This is a genomic window from Thiocapsa roseopersicina (genome assembly GCF_900106925.1).
GTDB lineage: Bacteria > Pseudomonadota > Gammaproteobacteria > Chromatiales > Chromatiaceae > Thiocapsa > Thiocapsa roseopersicina.
Genome location: NZ_FNNZ01000001.1, coordinates 258,954 through 275,795 on the forward strand (window position 1 = coordinate 258,954; position 16,842 = coordinate 275,795).

The following is a 16,842-nucleotide window of genomic DNA, read 5'->3' on the forward strand; positions in this document are numbered from 1 at the left end:
GTCGGTGGGGTGCGCTTGCGGCAGCGTTTACATCCTCCGCGGCCATCCCCTGGACGGGGGCGGTAGTGCGTCTAAGTAATCCCCGAGTTGCCTCCCACGTTGGAAACTGGCTCCCACGCTCCGCGTGGGAGCGAGCTGGTACTGGCCGTGGGTCTTGCTGGGGCTGGGGGAGGGGCTCTGAACGGTGCCGTCGTTTCGTGCATGGCGCGCGGTCGAAGGCGGCGAGGTCATGCTAGGATTCGGTGCGGAGCGCGTCTCCCGGCAGGGACGTCGCGGTGTCCGAGATCGGATCGGCCGACCTTGCGGTCGACGGTGGTTTAAGGGGCGTGGTTCGGGTCGTGGCTGTGGTCCCTCCGATACGCGCGCGTGTGTTACGGCTTGTGGCATTGCGGAACATGGGGTCATGGGGACATCACGGCAGAGAGCATCGGACATCGAGCAGGATGGACAACCGGAGGGTCGGCGACGGCATCGGGCAAGTGGGCATGTGCACTCGGTCGGTCGGGGATCCCATCCGGCGGCCGGGGAGGATACCGGTTCGAGCCTTCTCTTCCTGGGGTTGGTGCTCTTGGTGGCATTCGCGCCCCTGCTGCGCGGGGGTTACGCGCCCACGGCGACCCTGGTGTTGCAGTGGCTCGGGCTGGGTTTGTTGATTGTCGCGGCTTGGCGGTCCAGGCCCCTTCATCTGCGTGGGATGGAGATTGTCTTCCTGTGCCTTTTGTTCGGCGTCCCCCTTCTGTATCTCCTGCCCCTGCCGGCGGACGTGGCGCAGTGGCTGCCCGGTCGAGAGCTCTATCTGCAGGCCGAGTCCCTGCTCGGGGGCGAGGCGCAGGCGGTGCAGCGGTTGTCGGTCTCTCCGCTGGCCAGTGAGTCGAGCTGGCTGATCCTGATCGTGCCGATTGCGGTCTATGTGGCGACCCGCGCGCTCTCCGAGCAAATGCAGACGCGTTTGGTCTATTTCTTTTTTGCCGTCGTGCTGGCGCAAGTCCTGATCGCGCTCTTTCAGTTTGCGACGTCGGGCGGCATGAGCTACGCGATCGTCGACCTGCTGGCACGGGCGGGGGCGTCGGGGACCTATGTGAACCGAAACCATCTCTCAGGCATGATCGAGATGGCGCTGCCGCTCGCGTTGGCGCTGTTCCTGTACGATTTCGGCGGGCGCTATCAGAAGAGTCGCCGCGGCGGCGGGCTGCGCGAGCGCTCGATCGCGGTGCTGAATTCAACGAATCGTCCCAGTCTGATCTTCCTCTTGCTGGCGGTGTTGTTTGCGATCGGGATCATCGTGACGCGCTCGCGGACCGGGATCATGATGGCGATGCTGGGCATCTTGCTGACGACCATCCTCTTTTCGCGGCGCGTCGGCGGGACTGGAACCTTCGGCCTGATGGGGCAGTTCATCACGATCGGCGTCGGCGTGGCGATCTTTCTCGGACTGGCGCCGGTGTTGGATCGCTTCTCGGTCGCCGAGTTGGAGGGCGATGCGCGCTGGCCGATCGCGGTTTCGACCTTCGATGCGGCCGGGCGTTTGCTCCCGTTCGGCAGTGGTCCCGGCACCTTTCCGGACGTCTTCGTGCTCTATCAGCCGGTCGAGCTGGGGCGCTGGTTCATCAATTATGCCCACAACGACTATCTTCAGACGCTGTTCGAGATGGGGTTGCTCGGACTCGCGCTGGTGGCGATCTTCCTGGTGCTCTATCTCGCGCAATGGGCGCGTTTGGTGACCTCGGAGCAGTGGTCGCGCTATCGTTCGTTGCAGATCGGTGCCGGGATTGCCATGTTGCTGCTGCTGGCGCACAGTGTGACGGACAACAATCTGCGCAATCCCGCGAATATGGCCTACTTCGCCATGTTGGCGGCGCTTTTCTTCAGCCCTCCGGGGCTGCCCAAGCTGGCCGATCGTTTGCGCAAGCGCCCGCGTCGGACGGTGACCTTGGCCGAGGCCAATCTGGCATCGCGCCGACCGGAGGGGAGTGAACCCCGGGTCGAGCTCGGGGATCCAGAGCAGGCCGTGCCCCGACCTCGCAATCCGTTCATGGATTGATCCGCTGTCGAATCCGTGTCGGGCTTGGCGGGTCGAATGATCGGCAGCATCTTGTCCGAGACCAGACACGAGCGGGACCCAACCGATACCGATCATGATCGATGTACATTGCCACCTGCTTCCCGGGATCGACGACGGATCGAGCTCCCTTCGGATGTCGCTCGAGATGGCGCGTATCGCCCTCGAGGACGGCATCACCGACACGGTCTGTACGCCGCATATTTATCCCGGTGTTTTTCCGAACGAGCGAGGGGACATCTGCCGTCGCGTCGGCGAGCTGTCGCGTCACTTGAGCGAGGCGGGGATGTCGCTTCGGATCACGCACGGAGCGGATATTCAGATCGTGCCCGAGCTGGTTCAAGGGCTGCGCGGCGGCCGGATGGCGAGCATCAACGATTCGCGCTATTTCTTGTTCGAGCCGCCGCATTTCGTCGTGCCCGCGCGGTTTGCGCAGTTGTTGGAGGATGTCCTTGCGGCCGGCTATGTCCCCATCATCACCCATCCGGAGCGCCTGACCTGGCTCGACGAGGCGCACTACGGCTGGTTCGCCGATGCCGCCTTCGAAGGCGCGTGGATCCAGCTCACGGCGGATGCCTTGACCGGGCGTTTCGGCAAGGTTGCGAGGCGCTGGTCCGAGCGCTTTCTGGCGGATGGTCTGGTGCATCTCCTGGCGAGCGACGGGCACGACGATCGACATCGTCCGCCGGTGCTGAGTGCCGGACGGCGGATCGCCGAGCACTGGGTCGGGGCGGCCGAGGCGGAGCGGATGGTGCTCGATCGGCCGTGCGCGGTGCTCTCGAATGCGGATCCGCTCTCGGTTGTTCCGCCACCTGCCTTGGCCGACGAGGAAGTGAGTGGGGGCTCGATAGGTGTCGGGGGTCGCGTGTCGGGTCTGCTGAAGCGGTTCTTCCATGGCGCGTCGCGATAGATGCGCCCTGATCCGCTGGATCTCGGTGCCGGCCGGCCTCTTGTTGGCGGCGGGCTGTAGTCAGTCGATGGCCCCGAGTCAGGGGGCGGGGATGCATCCGGGACAAGTGGCTGCTTATCCCTCGATGGCCCCGGTGCTGCGCAAGGTGACGCCGGCGGTCGTGACGATCACCTCCGTGTCGGACATCGCCGATGCGCGGCATGCCGTTCTGGACGATCCGGATCTGCGCCGCTTTTTGGATCGCTCCGGAGTTGCCGTGCCCGACGGTTCGCGGACACTGCGTCGGCAGCGGGCCGGATCCGGCTTAATCTGGGATGGACCGCGTGGCCTGGTGCTGACCAACGCCCATTTGGTGCGCGGTACGGACCGGATCCTGGTGACCCTGCAGGACGGTCAAGCGCATGCGGCCGAGGTGGTGGGGCTGGCCGCGGACGCCGACATCGCCGTGCTGCGGATCGTCCCGGTCGAGGCGCCGCGGCTGCGTCTCGGAACGTCCGAACGGCTCGAGGTCGGAGACTTCGTGATGGTCGCCGGCAACCCCTTCGGGATCGGTCAAAGCGTGACATCCGGAATCGTCAGCGCGGTCGGCCGTGTCCACCGCGAGGCGGCCGGGTTGGGGCCCTTGATCCAGACGGACGCCTCGATCAATCCGGGTAACTCCGGCGGTCCGCTGATCAACATGGCGGGCGAGGTGATCGGCATCACCACCGCACTCGTCGGCCCCGACGCAGGCAATGTCGGCATCGGATTCGCCGTTCCCATCGAACGCGCCGAGCAAGCGCTGCGGGAGATCCTGCAGCGCCCTTAGATCGGATATGCCGTTCTTTCCCGTCGCCTGTCGGGGCAATGTCGAATTCGAGGAATCCAACTCGCTCCCGCGCTCTGCGTGGGAATGTCTTGTGTACGCTCCGCGTCCGACGCTCGATGCGCGCGTCGCCGTATCGACCGGGTCCGGGTTTTCCGCCTGCGAGGTCGCGACGCGGAGCGTGGGAGTGAGTTGACACGAGTGCCGGTTGCGGAGGGAACGAGTATGGGTACGCTGCATCGCCGCCGGCTAGGTGCGTCGTCTCGGCGCTCCTGTCGTGTGGCTACCAATCCGTCACCGCGTCAAGCAATCCCTCGACCCCTCGTAGTTCCGTGCGCTGGAGTATCGCCAACACAAGGGATCATCGACATAACCTCGTTTCACCGGGTTATTGTGGATGTACTCGAGCTTCTGCCGCATCATGGTTGTGTCCGCGATCTGCTCCGTGTGCGATCCCTCCTGCCACACTTGGTGTTCCAGATCGCGCTTGTGCGGGGCCCGATGCCAGACCAAGAGGGACAGCGCTGGAGAGTTCTGCGCGCGCATCCGGTCGACCATCTGCCGCGCGGTGTAAGGATTTGAAGCTGCTGATCGTACATGCGAGCCCAGGTCCGCCGGCGATCAGGTGGCAGTGGTTTTCCATGATGACGTAGCCTTGGATCAAGAGATCGCGCTCGCGTTGAAGAACCCGCAGGGAGTCGAGCAAGATGAGTGCGTTGGCGGGTTTGGCGAAGAGCGGCAAGCATTTGACCGCCGTGCACGTGAGGAAGTGCGGAGCGTCTGGCTCTAGAAAACGGTAGCGGTCGCGGCTCATGGTCAGAAGCTACACGATTCGGATGTTTTCGGCATCCGCGAGAGGGAGCGTAAAGCCGATGCTCTGCGTCGTGTGGTCGCCGGAATGGGCTCATCGTTTGGCGGGGCCATGACGCCCGGGTTCTTTGATCAACGTGCAATCAATTGAGGTGAAGGAAGGTACGATGAACTACGCACTGCGCAAACGCGTCCTGGTCACCGGCGGTGCCGGCTTCCTCGGCAGCCACCTCTGCGAGCGTCTGCTCGCCGAAGGCCACGACGTCATCTGTCTCGACAACTTCTTCACCGGGACCAAGGACAACATCGCCCATCTGCTCGAAAGCCCGTACTTCGAGCTGATGCGCCACGACGTCACCTTCCCGCTCTATGTGGAGGTCGACGAGATCTACAACCTGGCCTGCCCGGCATCCCCGATCCACTATCAGTTCGACCCGGTGCAGACCACCAAGACCAGCGTGCACGGCGCCATCAACATGCTCGGCCTGGCCAAGCGCGTGAAGGCCAAGATCTTCCAAGCCTCCACCAGCGAGGTCTACGGCGACCCGAACATCCACCCGCAGCCCGAGCACTACTGGGGCCACGTCAACCCGATCGGTCCGCGCTCCTGCTACGACGAGGGCAAACGCTGCGCCGAGACGCTCTTCTTCGACTATCGCCGCCAGCACGGCATGCGCATCAAGGTCGCCCGCATCTTCAACACCTACGGGCCGCGGATGCACCCCAACGACGGGCGGGTGGTCTCGAACTTTATTGTCCAGGCGCTGCGGAACGAGCCGATCACCATCTACGGCGAGGGCACGCAGACGCGCTCCTTCTGCTATGTCGACGATCTGATCGAGGGCTTCATTCGTCTGATGGACAGCCCCGACGACCTGACCGGGCCGGTCAACCTCGGCAATCCGGGCGAGTTCACCATGATCGAGTTGGCCGAGACCGTCCTCGAGCTGACCGGCTCGCGCTCGGCACTGGTGCATGAGGCGCTGCCGCAGGATGACCCCAAGCAGCGGCAACCGGACATCGCCTTGGCCCGTGCGCAGCTCGGCTGGGAGCCGCGGGTGGCGTTGCGGGATGGGTTGAAGCCGACGATTGAGTATTTTGATGGGTTGTTGAGGGGGGTTGCTTGAGTCTCGGCTCCCGGGTGTTGTGGCCAAGGACAATCCTCACTAAAGTAGTCGTTCTAGCCATATCACCCATTTAGGGGGCAGCATGATTGTCGTGACTTCGGTCGAAGCCCAGAGCCGTTTCGGAGAGTTGATCGATCGGGCGCAGCGGGAGCCGATCGAGATTACGCGACGCGGGCGGCCGGTCGCCTACGTGGTTTCGGAACACGACCTCAGAGAGCTGGGCGACGTACGCAGGCGCAGGGAAGACGCGGTGCGATGGTATGCAAGCTATCGGCGAGCTACCGCCGCCTCACCGGAGGCAGCGGCCCTGACCGACGAGGACATCGATCGACTCGTCCATGAGCTTCGCTAGGCGGATCGTCCTGGACACGGGTGTTCTGGTGAGCGCCGCGATTCGCCCGGATTCCGTCCCGGCCTTGGCCTTGGAGAAGGCCCTGCTCAATTTCGACGTGTGCGTCAGCCGGGAGACCCTCGCCGAGCTTGTGGCCGTGCTGAGTCGGCCGAAGTTCGATCGCTACGCGCCGTCACGGCAACGGGAAGATTTCGCGGCGGGGTTTCACGCTCGGGCCGTTGTCGTGGAGGTGACGACGACGGTCTCGGATTGTGTCGACCCCAAGGACAACATGTTTCTGGCACTGGCCGAGACAGCCGAGGTGGACCTGATCGTTTCCAGCGATCCACACCTGACACATCTGCATCCCTGGCATGGGATTCCCATACTCCTGCCGGCCGCATTCCTCGTCGGGATTCGCTAGGGTCGCCGCGCTTCCATGCGGGACAAACGGCGTAATCCCGGAGATGTCTTCGCCTGAACGTGATCCTCGGTTTACCCCGGTTGTCAGCCGGCGCCACTCGGCGGTTGGCGGTTGGCGATTGGTCGATGATGTCGGCCGCGCCGCATCCACCGAACGCCGCTCCGGCCCGGTCATCGGCGCGATGCGATCCAGGCATGGAGGTCTTTGGCTACGATTGAAATCGAGATTCAGGGTCTGGTTGCGCAGGGTCGGACCGTTCAGGAGACATTGGAGATTGCGAAGGACGTGACTAGGCGTCTGTTGGAGGCGCAGACGGAGCGTCAGGCAAAGCAGCCGTTGAGGCCGGTGGGCGCAGCATTCGATTGCCCGTTGTTGATCGGATCTTAGGCGGATGGGTGACTGGGCGACTGCAGTCGCCCCTACAGCCACTACAGGCCGGTAAGCCGGAATTTCGGCCGAAGATGGTAGCGTTCAGCTCACTCAAGTGCCTGCCTCAGCGTAAAGCGAGGTGGACTCGCTTGTGCCGGTGGTTGACACTCGGTCGATCGGTTTGCAGACTTGGCTCTGGGCGTATGTTCTGACGGTTTCGTGATGCAACTCATTGACGACAGGAAGATCCGGGAAGTCACTGATCGGATCGTCACGGCGCTCGCCCCGGTCCGGGTCGTGTTATTTGGTTCCTATGTCTGGGGAGAACCCGACAGCGACAGCGACCTGGACTTGTATGTGATTGTGCCTGACCAGTCGGAGCCGTCCTATCGCTTGGCGCGGCGGGCTTACCATGCCTTGCATGGCGTGAATGTCCCCGTGGATGTGGTTGTGCGTACCCGCACGGAATCGGACCGTCAGGCCGGTGTGGCGTCGTCGTTCGATCGCGACGTGCTGTCCCGTGGGATCGTCTTGTATGGCTGACGCCGCAGCCGTCGTGGTTGATGCTTGGATCGCAAAGGCTGAGCGAGACCTTGCTTCGGCCTCACGACTGTTGGACGGTACGCCGCCGTATCCCGATACAGGGGTCTATCACTGCCAGCGAGACCACGTCAGAATGGCGCTTAATCCATAGATCCATCGTTTTGGGCTCTGCTGGCTCGCTCCCGCGCTCCGCGGCTGACTGCTATCTCGCTCGCTCCCACGCTCCGCGTGGGAGTGTGGTGTGGACGCTCCGCGTCCGACGCTTGATGAATACGTGGGCGTCTCGATCAGAGAACCGGATTCTCTGCCTGAGAGGTCCGACGCGGAGCGTCGGGGCTACACTCCCACGCGGAGCGTGGGAGCGAGTTACAGAACGCAAGCGGCAACGACAACGATTAGGCAGGGTGACTGGGCGACTGAAGTCGCCCCTACAGGCCCTTAGCTCGCTTCCACGCTCCGAGACTGTGCAGGTATTTGCCGTAGTCGGGTTAGCGCAGCGTAGCCCGACGCCGGCGCCGCATGTCGGGTTACGGCACGCGGCAGTGCCGTGGGTTGGGGTTCAGCCCGATCTCGGCGCGGCTCTAATCGTGAGTCGCCGAGCGCAGTTCTTCACGGATGATCTGACGCAGGTCGGCTTCCAGGTGTCCGGTCTCGATCACGCGGCGCAGGGTGTCGTTGATGAGTGTTCGATAGCCGCGCTCTCCCGCCAGCGATTTGAAGTGCTCGATGATGGGGGTGTCGAGCATGATGTCGATGCGCTGCTTTGTCACACGTGCGCGGACCGCAGCCTGCCACTCGGCGCGGCTGACGTCCTTGCCGGCAACGCGCAGCTGTGCTCGATCGAAATCAGCCTGGCTGAGTGCCGGAGCCTCGTCGTCAGAAGTAGCCTGCGTTTTGGAAGAAGAGGTCTGTTTCATCGCTGGTTGCCTTGCGCATGGAGCCGTTTGGTCTCGTCCCAAGTGAAGCGCATCGCGTGATGATACGCATCAATATACAGAGTACAACCGGTTAGATCCGCGAAGCTCGGATTTTGCTGAACCTGAAAGCCGGCAGAACCGAGCCGGCCGAAATCTAAGGTGAATCTTTGGCGCATGGAGCCCGTGTCCTGAGAGAGCGAACCAGCGGAAGCTGACGTTCCGCGTCAGACGCCCGATGAATGCGTGGGCGTCTCGATCGGAACCGGATTCTCTGCCTGAGAGGTCCGACGCGGAGCGTCGGGGCTACACTCCCACGCGGAGCGTGGGAGCGAGATGGTGGGCGGAGAGTGGGAGCGAGTTATGAGGCTCGTTCCTAACGGGGGAGGAGCTGACCCATAAAGGCGCTGTTGAGCAACCGGCCGCGGCCGACTGCGTCAGCCGCCGGCGTGAGGGCGTGCGAGTGGTTCGACGGTCAGGCGCAGTCCCAGCGCGGTGACGACCTTGCTGATGGTGGAAAATGCCGGGTTGCCTTCACCGGAGAGCGCTTTGTAGAGGCCCTCGCGGCTCATGCCGACCTCTTTCGCCAGTTGGCTCATATTGCGCGCCCGGGCGATATCGCCCAACGCGGCGGCCAGTAGCGATGGGTCATTCTCTTCCATGACGGCCTCCAGGTAAGCGGCAATATCGTCCTCTGTCTGAAGGTAGTCGGCGGTATCGTAGTGGCTAAAAGTCACCTTATGGGCGGTCATGAGTTCGCTCCTTCCATTGCGCGGCAATGGCCTTGGCTTGTTCGATGTCGTTTGACTGGGTGCTCTTGTCGCCGCCGCAAAGGAGCACTACGACAATAGGCCCTCTGGTGATGTAGTAGACGCGATACCCGGGGCCGTATGGAATGCGCATCTCAGATAAGCCTTCGCCTACGGGCTTGACGTCTCCAGGACTACCCAGGCTCAGGCGCTTGATGCGGGCGGCAACTTTGGCACGAGCCCGTGTGTCACGCAGGTCCCGCAACCATCGATCGAAGACATCCGTTTTGATCAACTCGATCATTTGTCAACTGTAGTTGGCAACCCTCGGGGTGTCAACTCTAGTTATCAGGTCAACGGATCAGGAGCTCACATCAAGCGCTCTCGGGCAATCTCCGCCAAGTCGTTCGCGTGCTGCGCGTGACTTTAGCTCGCTCCCACGCTCCGCGTGGGAGTGCCGTGTGAACGCTCCGCGTCCGACGCCCGGATGAATGCGTGGGCGTCTCGACCGGAAACGGATTTCCTGCCTGAGAGGTCCGACGCGGAGCGTCGGGGCTACACTCCCACGCGGAGCGTGGGAGCGAGTCTGCGGAGTCAGTTCCCCTGCCGGGATGAAGCGACGATCCGAGCTTACATCCGGCACCAAGAGACTGAGGATCAACGCTTGGAGCAGCTGCATCTGTGGCGCTGATCTAGCTCGCTCCCACGCTCCGCGTGGGAGTGCCGTGTGGACACGCTCCGCGTCCGGCGCCCGATGAATGCGTGGGGGGTACCTTGTCCTGGCGTGGCGGTAAGCCGCAGCTCGCGCCTCCGGTCGAGTTGTCTGCTGAAGGGACGCCGGTCAGCCGGATGGTGCTGGAGGACCGCGGTTGATCCTGTTTTGCGATACGCCCGCCTTGATCAAACCGGTATGATTGCCGGCGCGGGGTGTGAGGTGACTGAACCGGGCTTAGGCTCGGTTTTTTTGTTTTGGGCTTCGGAGTTTGGTCTGCGCTTATGAGGATTTCGGTCATTACGGCAACCTGGAACTGTGCCGGGACGGTGGGTGATTGTCTGGCCTCGGTGTCCGGGCAGTCTTATGCCGCGCGTGAGCATCTCCTGATCGACGGCGGTAGCCGGGACGGGACGCTGGATGTGCTGCACGCGCATCGCGCCGGGCTGGCGGTGCTGGTGAGCGAGCCGGACGAGGGGATCTACGATGCGTTGAACAAGGGCATTGCGCGGGCGACCGGCGAGGTGGTGGGCTTTCTGCACGCCGACGATGTCTATGCCGACGCGCAGGTGCTGGAGCGGGTGGCGGCGGCCTTTGCGGATCCGGCGGTGGATGCGGTGTACGGGGATCTGGTGTATGTGCGCAAGGCCGATACCGGGCGGGTGGTGCGTCATTGGCGCTCGGGGGCCTATGACCCGGCGCGTCTGCGGCGGGGTTGGATGCCGCCGCACCCGACGCTGTATCTGCGGCGTGCGCTCTACGAGCGGCACGGGGTGTTCGACCGGCGGTATCGCATCGCGGGGGACTACGACCTGATGCTGCGGATGCTGAGCCGGCTGACGGGGCAGGTGGTGTATCTGCCTCAGGTGCTGGTGCGGATGCGGGTGGGGGGCGAGAGCAACCGGTCGCTGTCGCGGATCCTGCGTAAGTCTCGGGAGGATTATCGGGCCTTGCGGGAGAACGGGATCGGCGGGGCGGGGGCGTTGGCGTGGAAAAACCTGTCCAAGGTGCCGCAGTTTTTTCGACGGGGGTGATGGGGGTGGGTCGGGCGGCGGCCAACTCGCTCCCGCGCTCCATCCCCCAACTCGCTCCCACGCTCCATCCCCCAACTCGCTCCCACGCTCCGCGTGGGAGCGTAGAGCCGACGCTCTGCGTCGAGGGGCGGTGCGGTCATACGCCGGCGCCTGGCGCATCGCGGCCCGGCGCGCCGACCTGGCGGCAGGGACGCGGAGCGTCCCGGCGACACTCCCACGCGGAGCGTGGGAGCGAGTACGCGGGGGTTGTGTCGGTTTCGGGGCGACTGAAGTCGCCCCCTACAGGCATTCGCTAGCGCTCAGCGCCGTCCTCAGGTGGGCGAGGATGTCGCTAACTGATTGTCGAACGGTTCGTGACGCTTCCAACGATAGGTGTGAAAGTCACGTTCGTCGGTGGACAGGATGCGGCCGTGCCCGAGTGCTTCGGCCAGCACGATAAGCGATGCATCGGCCAGATCCATCGGCAGATCGGAATACTGCTGCATGAGCTCCGCGAGGCGTGGCAGGTGGCTGCAGTCGATTGCGAACAGGTCCGCGGCACCGTCGCGCAGGCTATGGATAAATGCCTGTTGGGCTTGCTCGCCAACGCGGTTCAGCAAGAGATGGCAGGTTTCGGTGGCCACCGGCCAGGTGGTAATCAGTCCTTCGGGTGACTGGGTCAGCCACGCGGTTGCCGCTTGGTGCCAGCGGTCGCGACGGTTTGCCAGAGCGAGCCAGAAACCGGTGTCAGCGATGATCATCCGTCTTCTTGGCCAAGGACTCGGTCAGATGTTTTTTGTAGTCTCGAGAGAGCTCGGGGTCGGCCTCGCCGCAGCCAATGAAGGCGTTTCGGCGCAGGATGTCGGCTGCACGTCGGGGCTCGACGGCCTCTTGTGCGTAGTAACGATCAATGGCGGCTCGTAGCACATCGGTGCGACTGCGGCCGGTGCGCCGACAGAGCTCATCGAGTTTTCTGGCGTGTGCATCGTCGAGCCTGGCGTTGACTCGCATCTCGCCCCTCCATCGGGATTGTATGACGCAAGGTATGACGCGTTTGGTGGGATGTCAATCCGAGGTGCAGGAGCGACTCAAGATGCCCCGGCATGCCTTGCCCGGGTGCGGTCGGGGTCTTGATGTGCGGGTTGTGAGGGGGCGTGCAGGGGCGTTTAGGGACGTGTATGGGCGACTTTAGTCGCCCATACATACCTGCGGCATGCGTCGGAATCCGGATTCGCGGGTTGTGTCGGTCTCGGGGCGACTGAAGTCGCCCCTACACGCCCCTACAGTCGCCCCTCCTGGCGGTTTGGGCTCAGGGAATGCGGACGTTGATCCCGGGGAAGCGCTGCAGCAGGGCCTCGCGGAGGGCGGTCTTGGCGCCGTGCTCGCCGTGGACGAGGATCACCTCGCGGGGCGGAGGTGACATGGCGCCGATGAAGTCGAGCAGATCGTGTTGGTCGGCGTGGGCGGAGTAGCCGCCGATGGTGTGGATGCGGGCGCGGATGTCGTAGCGGCGGCCGTCGAGCTCGACATAGCCGCCGCGGGGTCCGTAGCGTTGGATGTCGCGGCCCGGTGTGCCGGCGGCTTGATAGCCGACGAAGAGCACATCGTGGCGCGGATCGCCGAGCATGGCCTTGAGGTAATTGACGATCCGTCCTCCGGCGCACATACCGCTCGCGGCGATCACGATGGCGGGACGATGCTCGCGCGCGAGGTACTCGACCATGCGCAGATGGGCGGCATGATCGTCCACCGTGAGCATCCGATCGAACGCGAGCGGGTGGCGTCCGGCCGCGACCCGGGCCTTGGCCTCGCGGTCCCAGTGTGCGCGCAGTCGACGGTAGCCGGCGGTCAGGTCCGCCGCCAGCGGTGAATCCAGCACCACCGCGAGATCCTCCCAACGCCACTTGCTGCCGGCGCCTTCGGTGCCGCGGTTCTCGTGCACCAAGGTTTCCAGCTCGTAGAGCAGCTCCTGCGTCCGCCCGATGCTGAAGGCCGGGATCAAGAGGGTGCCGCCGTCTTCGAAGGCGTGCTCGACCATGGCCCGCAGGCGCTGATGCCTTGTGCTGCGGTCTTCGTGGGTGCGGTCGCCGTAGGTGCTTTCGAGCACGACGATGTCGGCGGATTCCGGCGGGGTCGGATCCGGCAGCAGCGGGGTGTGCGGTGCCCCGAGGTCTCCCGAGAAGAGCACGCGCGTGGTGGTTCCGGCGCGGGTCAGGTCGCATTCGACATAGGCGGAGCCGAGGATGTGACCGGCTTGCTGCAGACGGATGCGCAGTGCGGGATCGCCCGTGATCAAGGGGTACCACTCCCCGTACGGCAGCGGGACCAGGCGTGCCTGCAGCCCGCGCAGGACGGCCTGGATGAGGGCGGCATCGCGGGTGACGCCGACCTTCAGGGCGTCCTCCAAGACCAGAGGGAGAAGCTCCGCCGATGCCTGGCTGCAGAGGATAGGTCCACGAAAGCCGGCGGCCAGGAGATGTGGCAGGCGCCCGACGTGGTCGATGTGCACATGCGTCAGGATCAGCGCCTGGATCCGATCGACCGCGAAGCCGATGCCCGGGCGGTCGGCATGGGAGCCGTCCGAGGCGGTCTCCGCACCCTGGAAGAGCCCGCAGTCGATCAGGACCGAGCGGCCGTCGCCGAGCATCAGCTCATGGCAGGAGCCGGTGACGCCGTCGACGGCGCCGTGGTGTGCGATCAGTGTCGTTGAGCTGGTCATACCTTCTCCATCATCCATGTAGGGGCGAATTCATTCGCCTGTAGCTCGCTCCCACGCTCCGCGTGGGAGTGTGGTGTGGACGCTCCGCGTCCGACGCTTCTTGAATGCGCGGGCGTCTCGATCGGATCCGGTTTCCCCGCCTGCGGGGTCGCGACGCGGAGCGTCGGGGCTACACTCCCACGCGGAGCGTGGGAGCGAGCAGCGAGTAGCGAGTAGCGAGTACCAACAAGCGTCGGTCCGGGACCACGGGGCGACTGAAGTCGCCCCTACTGGCAGGCTTCGCACTCCGGGTCGAGGATCGAGCAGGCGGCCGGTGCTGCGGCTCCGTTGCCTTTTGCCTTGTCGAGCGAGAGATAGTTGCCGCCGACCGCGCTGAGACGGTTGGCCTTCCCTGCGTCGTCCATCGTGGATTTCTCGACATGGGTGGCACCCATGGACCGTAGATAGTAGGTCGTCTTCAGACCCCGCACCCACGCCAGCTTGTAGAGGTTGTCGAGCTTCTTGCCGCTGGGCTCGCGCATGTAGAGGTTGAGGCTCTGGGCCTGGTCGAGCCATTTCTGACGGCGGCTGCCGGCCTCCACCAGCCAGCGGGCGTCGACCTCGAAGGCGGTGGCGTAGAGCGCCTTGAGATCTTCCGGGATGCGGTCGATCTGCTGGATGGACCCGTCGTAGTATTTGAGATCGTTGACCATCACCGAATCCCAAAGTCCCCGTTCCTTCAGATCGACCACCAGGTAGGGGTTGACGACCGTGAACTCGCCCGAGAGGTTGGATTTGACGAAGAGGTTCTGGTAGGTCGGCTCGATCGACTGGCTCACACCGACGATGTTGCTGATGGTCGCGGTCGGCGCGATGGCCATGCAGTTGGAGTTGCGCATGCCGACGGTGCGCACCCGCTCGCGCAGGGCGTCCCAATCCAATGTGGTGCCGGTGTCCATCTGCAGATAGCTGCCGCGCGCCTGCGCGAGCAGCTCGATGCTGTCCACCGGCAGGATCCCGCGGCTCCAGAGTGAGCCTTCGAAGCTTTGATAGCGCCCGCGCTCTTCGGCCAGATCCGTGCTGGCTCGGATCGCGTAATAGCTGAAGGCCTCCATGCTGTGATCGGCGAACTGTACGGCCTCCATGCTCGCGTAGGGGATGCGTAGCTGATAGAGGGCGTCCTGGAAGCCCATGATGCCGAGCCCGACCGGACGGTGCCGCAGGTTGGAGTTGCGCGCCTGCGGGACGTTGTAGAAGTTGTAGTCGATGACGTTGTCGAGCATCCGCATGGCGGTGCTGACCGTCTTGCGCAGACGCTTGGTGTCGAGCCCCTTCTCGGTCACGTGCGCGGCCAGATTCACACTGCCGAGATTGCAGACGGCGATCTCTAAGTCATTGGTATGCAAGGTAATCTCGGTGCAGAGGTTAGAGCTGTGCACGGTCCCGACATGCTGATTCGTGTAGCGCAGGTTGCACGGATCCTTGAAGGCGATCCAGGGGTGTCCGGTCTCGAAGAGCATGGCGAGCATCTTGCGCCAGAGATCCACAGCCTTGATCCGCTTGCTGACCCGCAGCTCGCCGCGTGCGGCACGTTCCTCGTAGCCGACATAGGCCTGCTCGAACGCCAGTCCGGTCAGGTCGTGCAGGTCCGGGGTCTCGTCGGGCGAGAAGAGCGTCCAGTGTCCGTCCTCGGCGACCCGCTTCATGAAGAGATCCGGCACCCAGTTGGCCGTGTTCATGTCGTGGGTGCGGCGCCGGTCGTCGCCGGTGTTCTTGCGCAGGTCGAGGAATTCTTCGATGTCGACGTGCCAGGTTTCGAGGTAACCACATACGGCGCCACGCCGCTTACCGCCCTGATTCACAGCTACGGCGGTATCGTTCGCAACCTTCATGAACGGCACCACACCCTGACTTTTGCCGTTGGTCCCCTTGATGTGCGCGCCCATGCCGCGCACGCGGGTCCAGTCGTTGCCCAGGCCCCCGGCGAATTTCGACAGAAGGGCATTGTCCTTGATGGCGCCGTAGATGCCGTCCAGGTCGTCCGGGACGGTGGTGAGGTAGCAGGAGCTGAGCTGGGGGCGCAGCGTACCGGAGTTGAAGAGGGTCGGGGTCGAGCTCATGAAGTCGAAGCTCGAGAGCAGCTCGTAGAACTCGATGGCGCGGGTCTCGCGGTCGATCTCGTTGATGGCAAGCCCCATGGCGACGCGCATGAAGAAGGCCTGGGGCAGCTCGAAGCGGATGCCGTCGGCGGTGTGGATGAAGTAGCGGTCGTAGAGGGTCTGCAGGCCGAGATAGGTGAACTGCAGATCGCGCTCGGGCTTGAGTGCGGCGCCGAGGCGGGCCAGATCGTAGCGGGCGAGCTGCTGGTCGAGGTGCTCCAGATCGGCGGCGCGCTTGATATAGGCCGCGAGATAGTCGCTGTAGCGCTCGGCCAGATCGGCCTGGGTCTCCACACCGACGGCCAGCCCCAAGAAGCCCAGTGCCTCGCGGCGCAGCACGTCGAGCAGCAGCCGGGCGGCGACCTGGCTGTATTGGGGATCCTTCTCGATCCTGGCGCGGGCGGACATCACCAGCGCCTGTCCGACGTCGGCCTCGCGCACGCCGTCGAAGAGGTTGCGCAGTGTGTCGGCCAGGATGGCTTGTGCGTCCACGGCGTCGAGGTCGCGACAGGCCTCGTCGAGCAGACGGGTCAGGCGCGCGACATCCAACGGGCGGGTGGTGCCGTCGGGGAGCGTCACGGAGAGCGGGTGCGCGGCCTCGGCCGGGGTGCTCGCTGCTGCACGTTCGGCGCGCTCGCGGGCGCGGGCCTCGCGGTAGAGGACGTAGTCGCGCGCGACCTTGTGCTCGCCGGCCCGCATCAAGGCCAGCTCGACCTGATCCTGAATGTCTTCGATATGCACGGTGCCGCCGCCGGGTAGGCGCCGCGTCAGGGCAGAGGTCACCTGCTCGGCGAGCTCGCGCACCCGGTCGTGGACGCGGCTGGAGGCCGCCGCCGAGCCGCCTTCCACGGCGAGGAACGCCTTGGTCATGGCGACCATGATCTTGTCGGCGTCGAAGTGGGTGACCTTGCCGTTGCGCCGGATGACCTGGACCTTCCCCGGGGTGTGAGCGGTGATCTCGGGAGCCGAGTCGCCGTGCCGGGCCGGGCTCGGGCTCGGCTTCGCGGGCTGTCCGGGGCGGGCGACGGCGTCTTCGGCGGGCGTGGATTCGACCAACGACGGGCTCTCGGTGGACATGGCTCCTCCTGGGGTGCGGTGTGACGGCGGGGTAGGTCTAGTAGAAGGTCCGTGGCCTGGGCGGCCGAGCGGGCGCTGCGCGATCGACACAATATATGTTGTTTAGGAAATCCGTCAACCACAAGATCTTGTGTATAAGCGG

15 protein-coding genes and 1 pseudogene are annotated in these 16,842 nt (G+C 64.4%); 9 read left to right on the top strand and 7 right to left on the bottom strand.

What is annotated here, in order from left to right:
* Positions 1–571: 571 nt before the first annotated feature.
* The 7 genes from BLV04_RS01165 (at position 572) to BLV04_RS01205 (ending at position 7,378) form a co-directional block, all read left to right on the top strand.
* Positions 572–2,041, top strand: a complete 1,470-nt coding sequence (locus BLV04_RS01165) for an O-antigen ligase family protein (protein ID WP_175534441.1) — start codon at positions 572–574, stop codon at positions 2,039–2,041.
* A 94-nt stretch (positions 2,042–2,135) separates the two neighbouring features.
* Positions 2,136–2,969 carry a tyrosine-protein phosphatase gene (locus tag BLV04_RS01170; RefSeq protein WP_093027303.1) on the top strand — a complete coding sequence of 278 codons (834 nt, stop codon included), beginning with the start codon at positions 2,136–2,138 and terminating at the stop codon, positions 2,967–2,969.
* Positions 2,953–3,777: a trypsin-like peptidase domain-containing protein gene (locus BLV04_RS01175; RefSeq protein WP_093027304.1), complete on the top strand. Its 825-nt coding sequence runs from the start codon at positions 2,953–2,955 to the stop codon at positions 3,775–3,777. Before BLV04_RS01170 ends, BLV04_RS01175 begins: the two co-directional genes overlap by 17 nt.
* Before the next feature lie 974 nt (positions 3,778–4,751).
* Positions 4,752–5,711 carry a UDP-glucuronic acid decarboxylase family protein gene (locus BLV04_RS01185; protein WP_093027306.1) on the top strand — a complete coding sequence of 320 codons (960 nt, stop codon included), beginning with the start codon at positions 4,752–4,754 and terminating at the stop codon, positions 5,709–5,711.
* A gap of 82 nt (positions 5,712–5,793) precedes the next feature.
* Positions 5,794–6,063, top strand: a complete 270-nt coding sequence (locus BLV04_RS01190; protein ID WP_093027308.1) for a type II toxin-antitoxin system Phd/YefM family antitoxin — start codon at positions 5,794–5,796, stop codon at positions 6,061–6,063.
* Positions 6,050–6,466: a putative toxin-antitoxin system toxin component, PIN family gene (locus BLV04_RS01195; protein ID WP_093027310.1), complete on the top strand. Its 417-nt coding sequence runs from the start codon at positions 6,050–6,052 to the stop codon at positions 6,464–6,466. The genes BLV04_RS01190 and BLV04_RS01195 overlap by 14 nt, the downstream gene beginning before the upstream one ends.
* 591 nt (positions 6,467–7,057) lie before the next feature.
* On the top strand, positions 7,058–7,378 hold the full coding sequence (locus tag BLV04_RS01205; RefSeq protein ID WP_093027841.1) for a nucleotidyltransferase domain-containing protein: 321 nt from the start codon (positions 7,058–7,060) through the stop codon (positions 7,376–7,378).
* A gap of 581 nt (positions 7,379–7,959) precedes the next feature.
* Here BLV04_RS01205 and BLV04_RS01210 read toward each other — a convergent pair.
* The 3 genes from BLV04_RS01210 to BLV04_RS01225 all read right to left on the bottom strand — a co-directional run bounded on the left by BLV04_RS01210 (position 7,960) and on the right by BLV04_RS01225 (position 9,345).
* Entirely contained in the window at positions 7,960–8,295 is a 336-nt protein-coding gene (locus tag BLV04_RS01210) for a BrnA antitoxin family protein (RefSeq protein ID WP_093027314.1), read from the bottom strand.
* A 434-nt stretch (positions 8,296–8,729) separates the two neighbouring features.
* Positions 8,730–9,044 (bottom strand): addiction module antidote protein, encoded by a 315-nt coding sequence (locus tag BLV04_RS01220; RefSeq protein WP_093027318.1) that lies wholly within the window; start codon positions 9,042–9,044, stop codon positions 8,730–8,732.
* The gene (locus BLV04_RS01225) at positions 9,031–9,345 is read right to left on the bottom strand and encodes a type II toxin-antitoxin system RelE/ParE family toxin (protein WP_093027320.1); all 315 of its coding nucleotides are present in this window, start codon (positions 9,343–9,345) and stop codon (positions 9,031–9,033) included. The genes BLV04_RS01220 and BLV04_RS01225 overlap by 14 nt, the downstream gene beginning before the upstream one ends.
* A gap of 303 nt (positions 9,346–9,648) precedes the next feature.
* On the opposite strand from BLV04_RS01225, the pseudogene BLV04_RS01230 reads away from it, so the two are divergent.
* Both BLV04_RS01230 and BLV04_RS01240 read left to right on the top strand, forming a co-directional pair.
* Positions 9,649–9,732 (top strand): annotated as a pseudogene (locus BLV04_RS01230) (IS200/IS605 family transposase); the annotation flags it as partial.
* Between the two features lie 305 nt (positions 9,733–10,037).
* Complete coding sequence (locus BLV04_RS01240; protein WP_093027322.1) at positions 10,038–10,787, top strand: glycosyltransferase family 2 protein; 750 nt, start codon at positions 10,038–10,040, stop codon at positions 10,785–10,787.
* 311 nt (positions 10,788–11,098) lie between these two features.
* Here the strand turns inward: BLV04_RS01240 and BLV04_RS01245 are convergent, their stop codons facing one another.
* The 4 genes from BLV04_RS01245 to BLV04_RS01260 form a co-directional block, all read right to left on the bottom strand.
* The gene (locus BLV04_RS01245) at positions 11,099–11,527 is read right to left on the bottom strand and encodes a type II toxin-antitoxin system VapC family toxin (RefSeq protein WP_093027324.1); all 429 of its coding nucleotides are present in this window, start codon (positions 11,525–11,527) and stop codon (positions 11,099–11,101) included.
* Positions 11,514–11,777: a ribbon-helix-helix domain-containing protein gene (locus tag BLV04_RS01250; protein WP_093027326.1), complete on the bottom strand. Its 264-nt coding sequence runs from the start codon at positions 11,775–11,777 to the stop codon at positions 11,514–11,516. The genes BLV04_RS01245 and BLV04_RS01250 overlap by 14 nt, the downstream gene beginning before the upstream one ends.
* 298 nt (positions 11,778–12,075) lie before the next feature.
* Positions 12,076–13,485, bottom strand: coding sequence for an MBL fold metallo-hydrolase RNA specificity domain-containing protein (locus BLV04_RS01255; protein ID WP_093027328.1), 1,410 nt, complete (start codon positions 13,483–13,485; stop codon positions 12,076–12,078).
* 266 nt (positions 13,486–13,751) lie between these two features.
* A complete protein-coding gene (locus BLV04_RS01260) occupies positions 13,752–16,580 on the bottom strand; it encodes a ribonucleoside-diphosphate reductase subunit alpha (RefSeq protein ID WP_342721885.1) in 2,829 nt (942 codons plus the stop codon).
* Positions 16,581–16,842 lie beyond the last annotated feature (262 nt).

Excerpts from the sequence above, each read along its gene's own strand:
- BLV04_RS01220 (WP_093027318.1), bottom strand. The coding sequence starts at position 9,044 with ATGACCGCCCATAAGGTGACTTTTAGCCACTACGATACCGCCGACTAC.
- BLV04_RS01245 (WP_093027324.1), bottom strand. The coding sequence starts at position 11,527 with ATGATCATCGCTGACACCGGTTTCTGGCTCGCTCTGGCAAACCGTCGC.
- BLV04_RS01185 (WP_093027306.1), top strand. The coding sequence starts at position 4,752 with ATGAACTACGCACTGCGCAAACGCGTCCTGGTCACCGGCGGTGCCGGC.
- BLV04_RS01240 (WP_093027322.1), top strand. The coding sequence starts at position 10,038 with ATGAGGATTTCGGTCATTACGGCAACCTGGAACTGTGCCGGGACGGTG.
- BLV04_RS01255 (WP_093027328.1), bottom strand. The coding sequence starts at position 13,485 with ATGACCAGCTCAACGACACTGATCGCACACCACGGCGCCGTCGACGGC.
- BLV04_RS01205 (WP_093027841.1), top strand. The coding sequence starts at position 7,058 with ATGCAACTCATTGACGACAGGAAGATCCGGGAAGTCACTGATCGGATC.
- BLV04_RS01170 (WP_093027303.1), top strand. The coding sequence starts at position 2,136 with ATGATCGATGTACATTGCCACCTGCTTCCCGGGATCGACGACGGATCG.
- BLV04_RS01210 (WP_093027314.1), bottom strand. The coding sequence starts at position 8,295 with ATGAAACAGACCTCTTCTTCCAAAACGCAGGCTACTTCTGACGACGAG.
- BLV04_RS01195 (WP_093027310.1), top strand. The coding sequence starts at position 6,050 with ATGAGCTTCGCTAGGCGGATCGTCCTGGACACGGGTGTTCTGGTGAGC.
- BLV04_RS01175 (WP_093027304.1), top strand. The coding sequence starts at position 2,953 with ATGGCGCGTCGCGATAGATGCGCCCTGATCCGCTGGATCTCGGTGCCG.
- BLV04_RS01250 (WP_093027326.1), bottom strand. The coding sequence starts at position 11,777 with ATGCGAGTCAACGCCAGGCTCGACGATGCACACGCCAGAAAACTCGAT.
- BLV04_RS01225 (WP_093027320.1), bottom strand. The coding sequence starts at position 9,345 with ATGATCGAGTTGATCAAAACGGATGTCTTCGATCGATGGTTGCGGGAC.
- BLV04_RS01190 (WP_093027308.1), top strand. The coding sequence starts at position 5,794 with ATGATTGTCGTGACTTCGGTCGAAGCCCAGAGCCGTTTCGGAGAGTTG.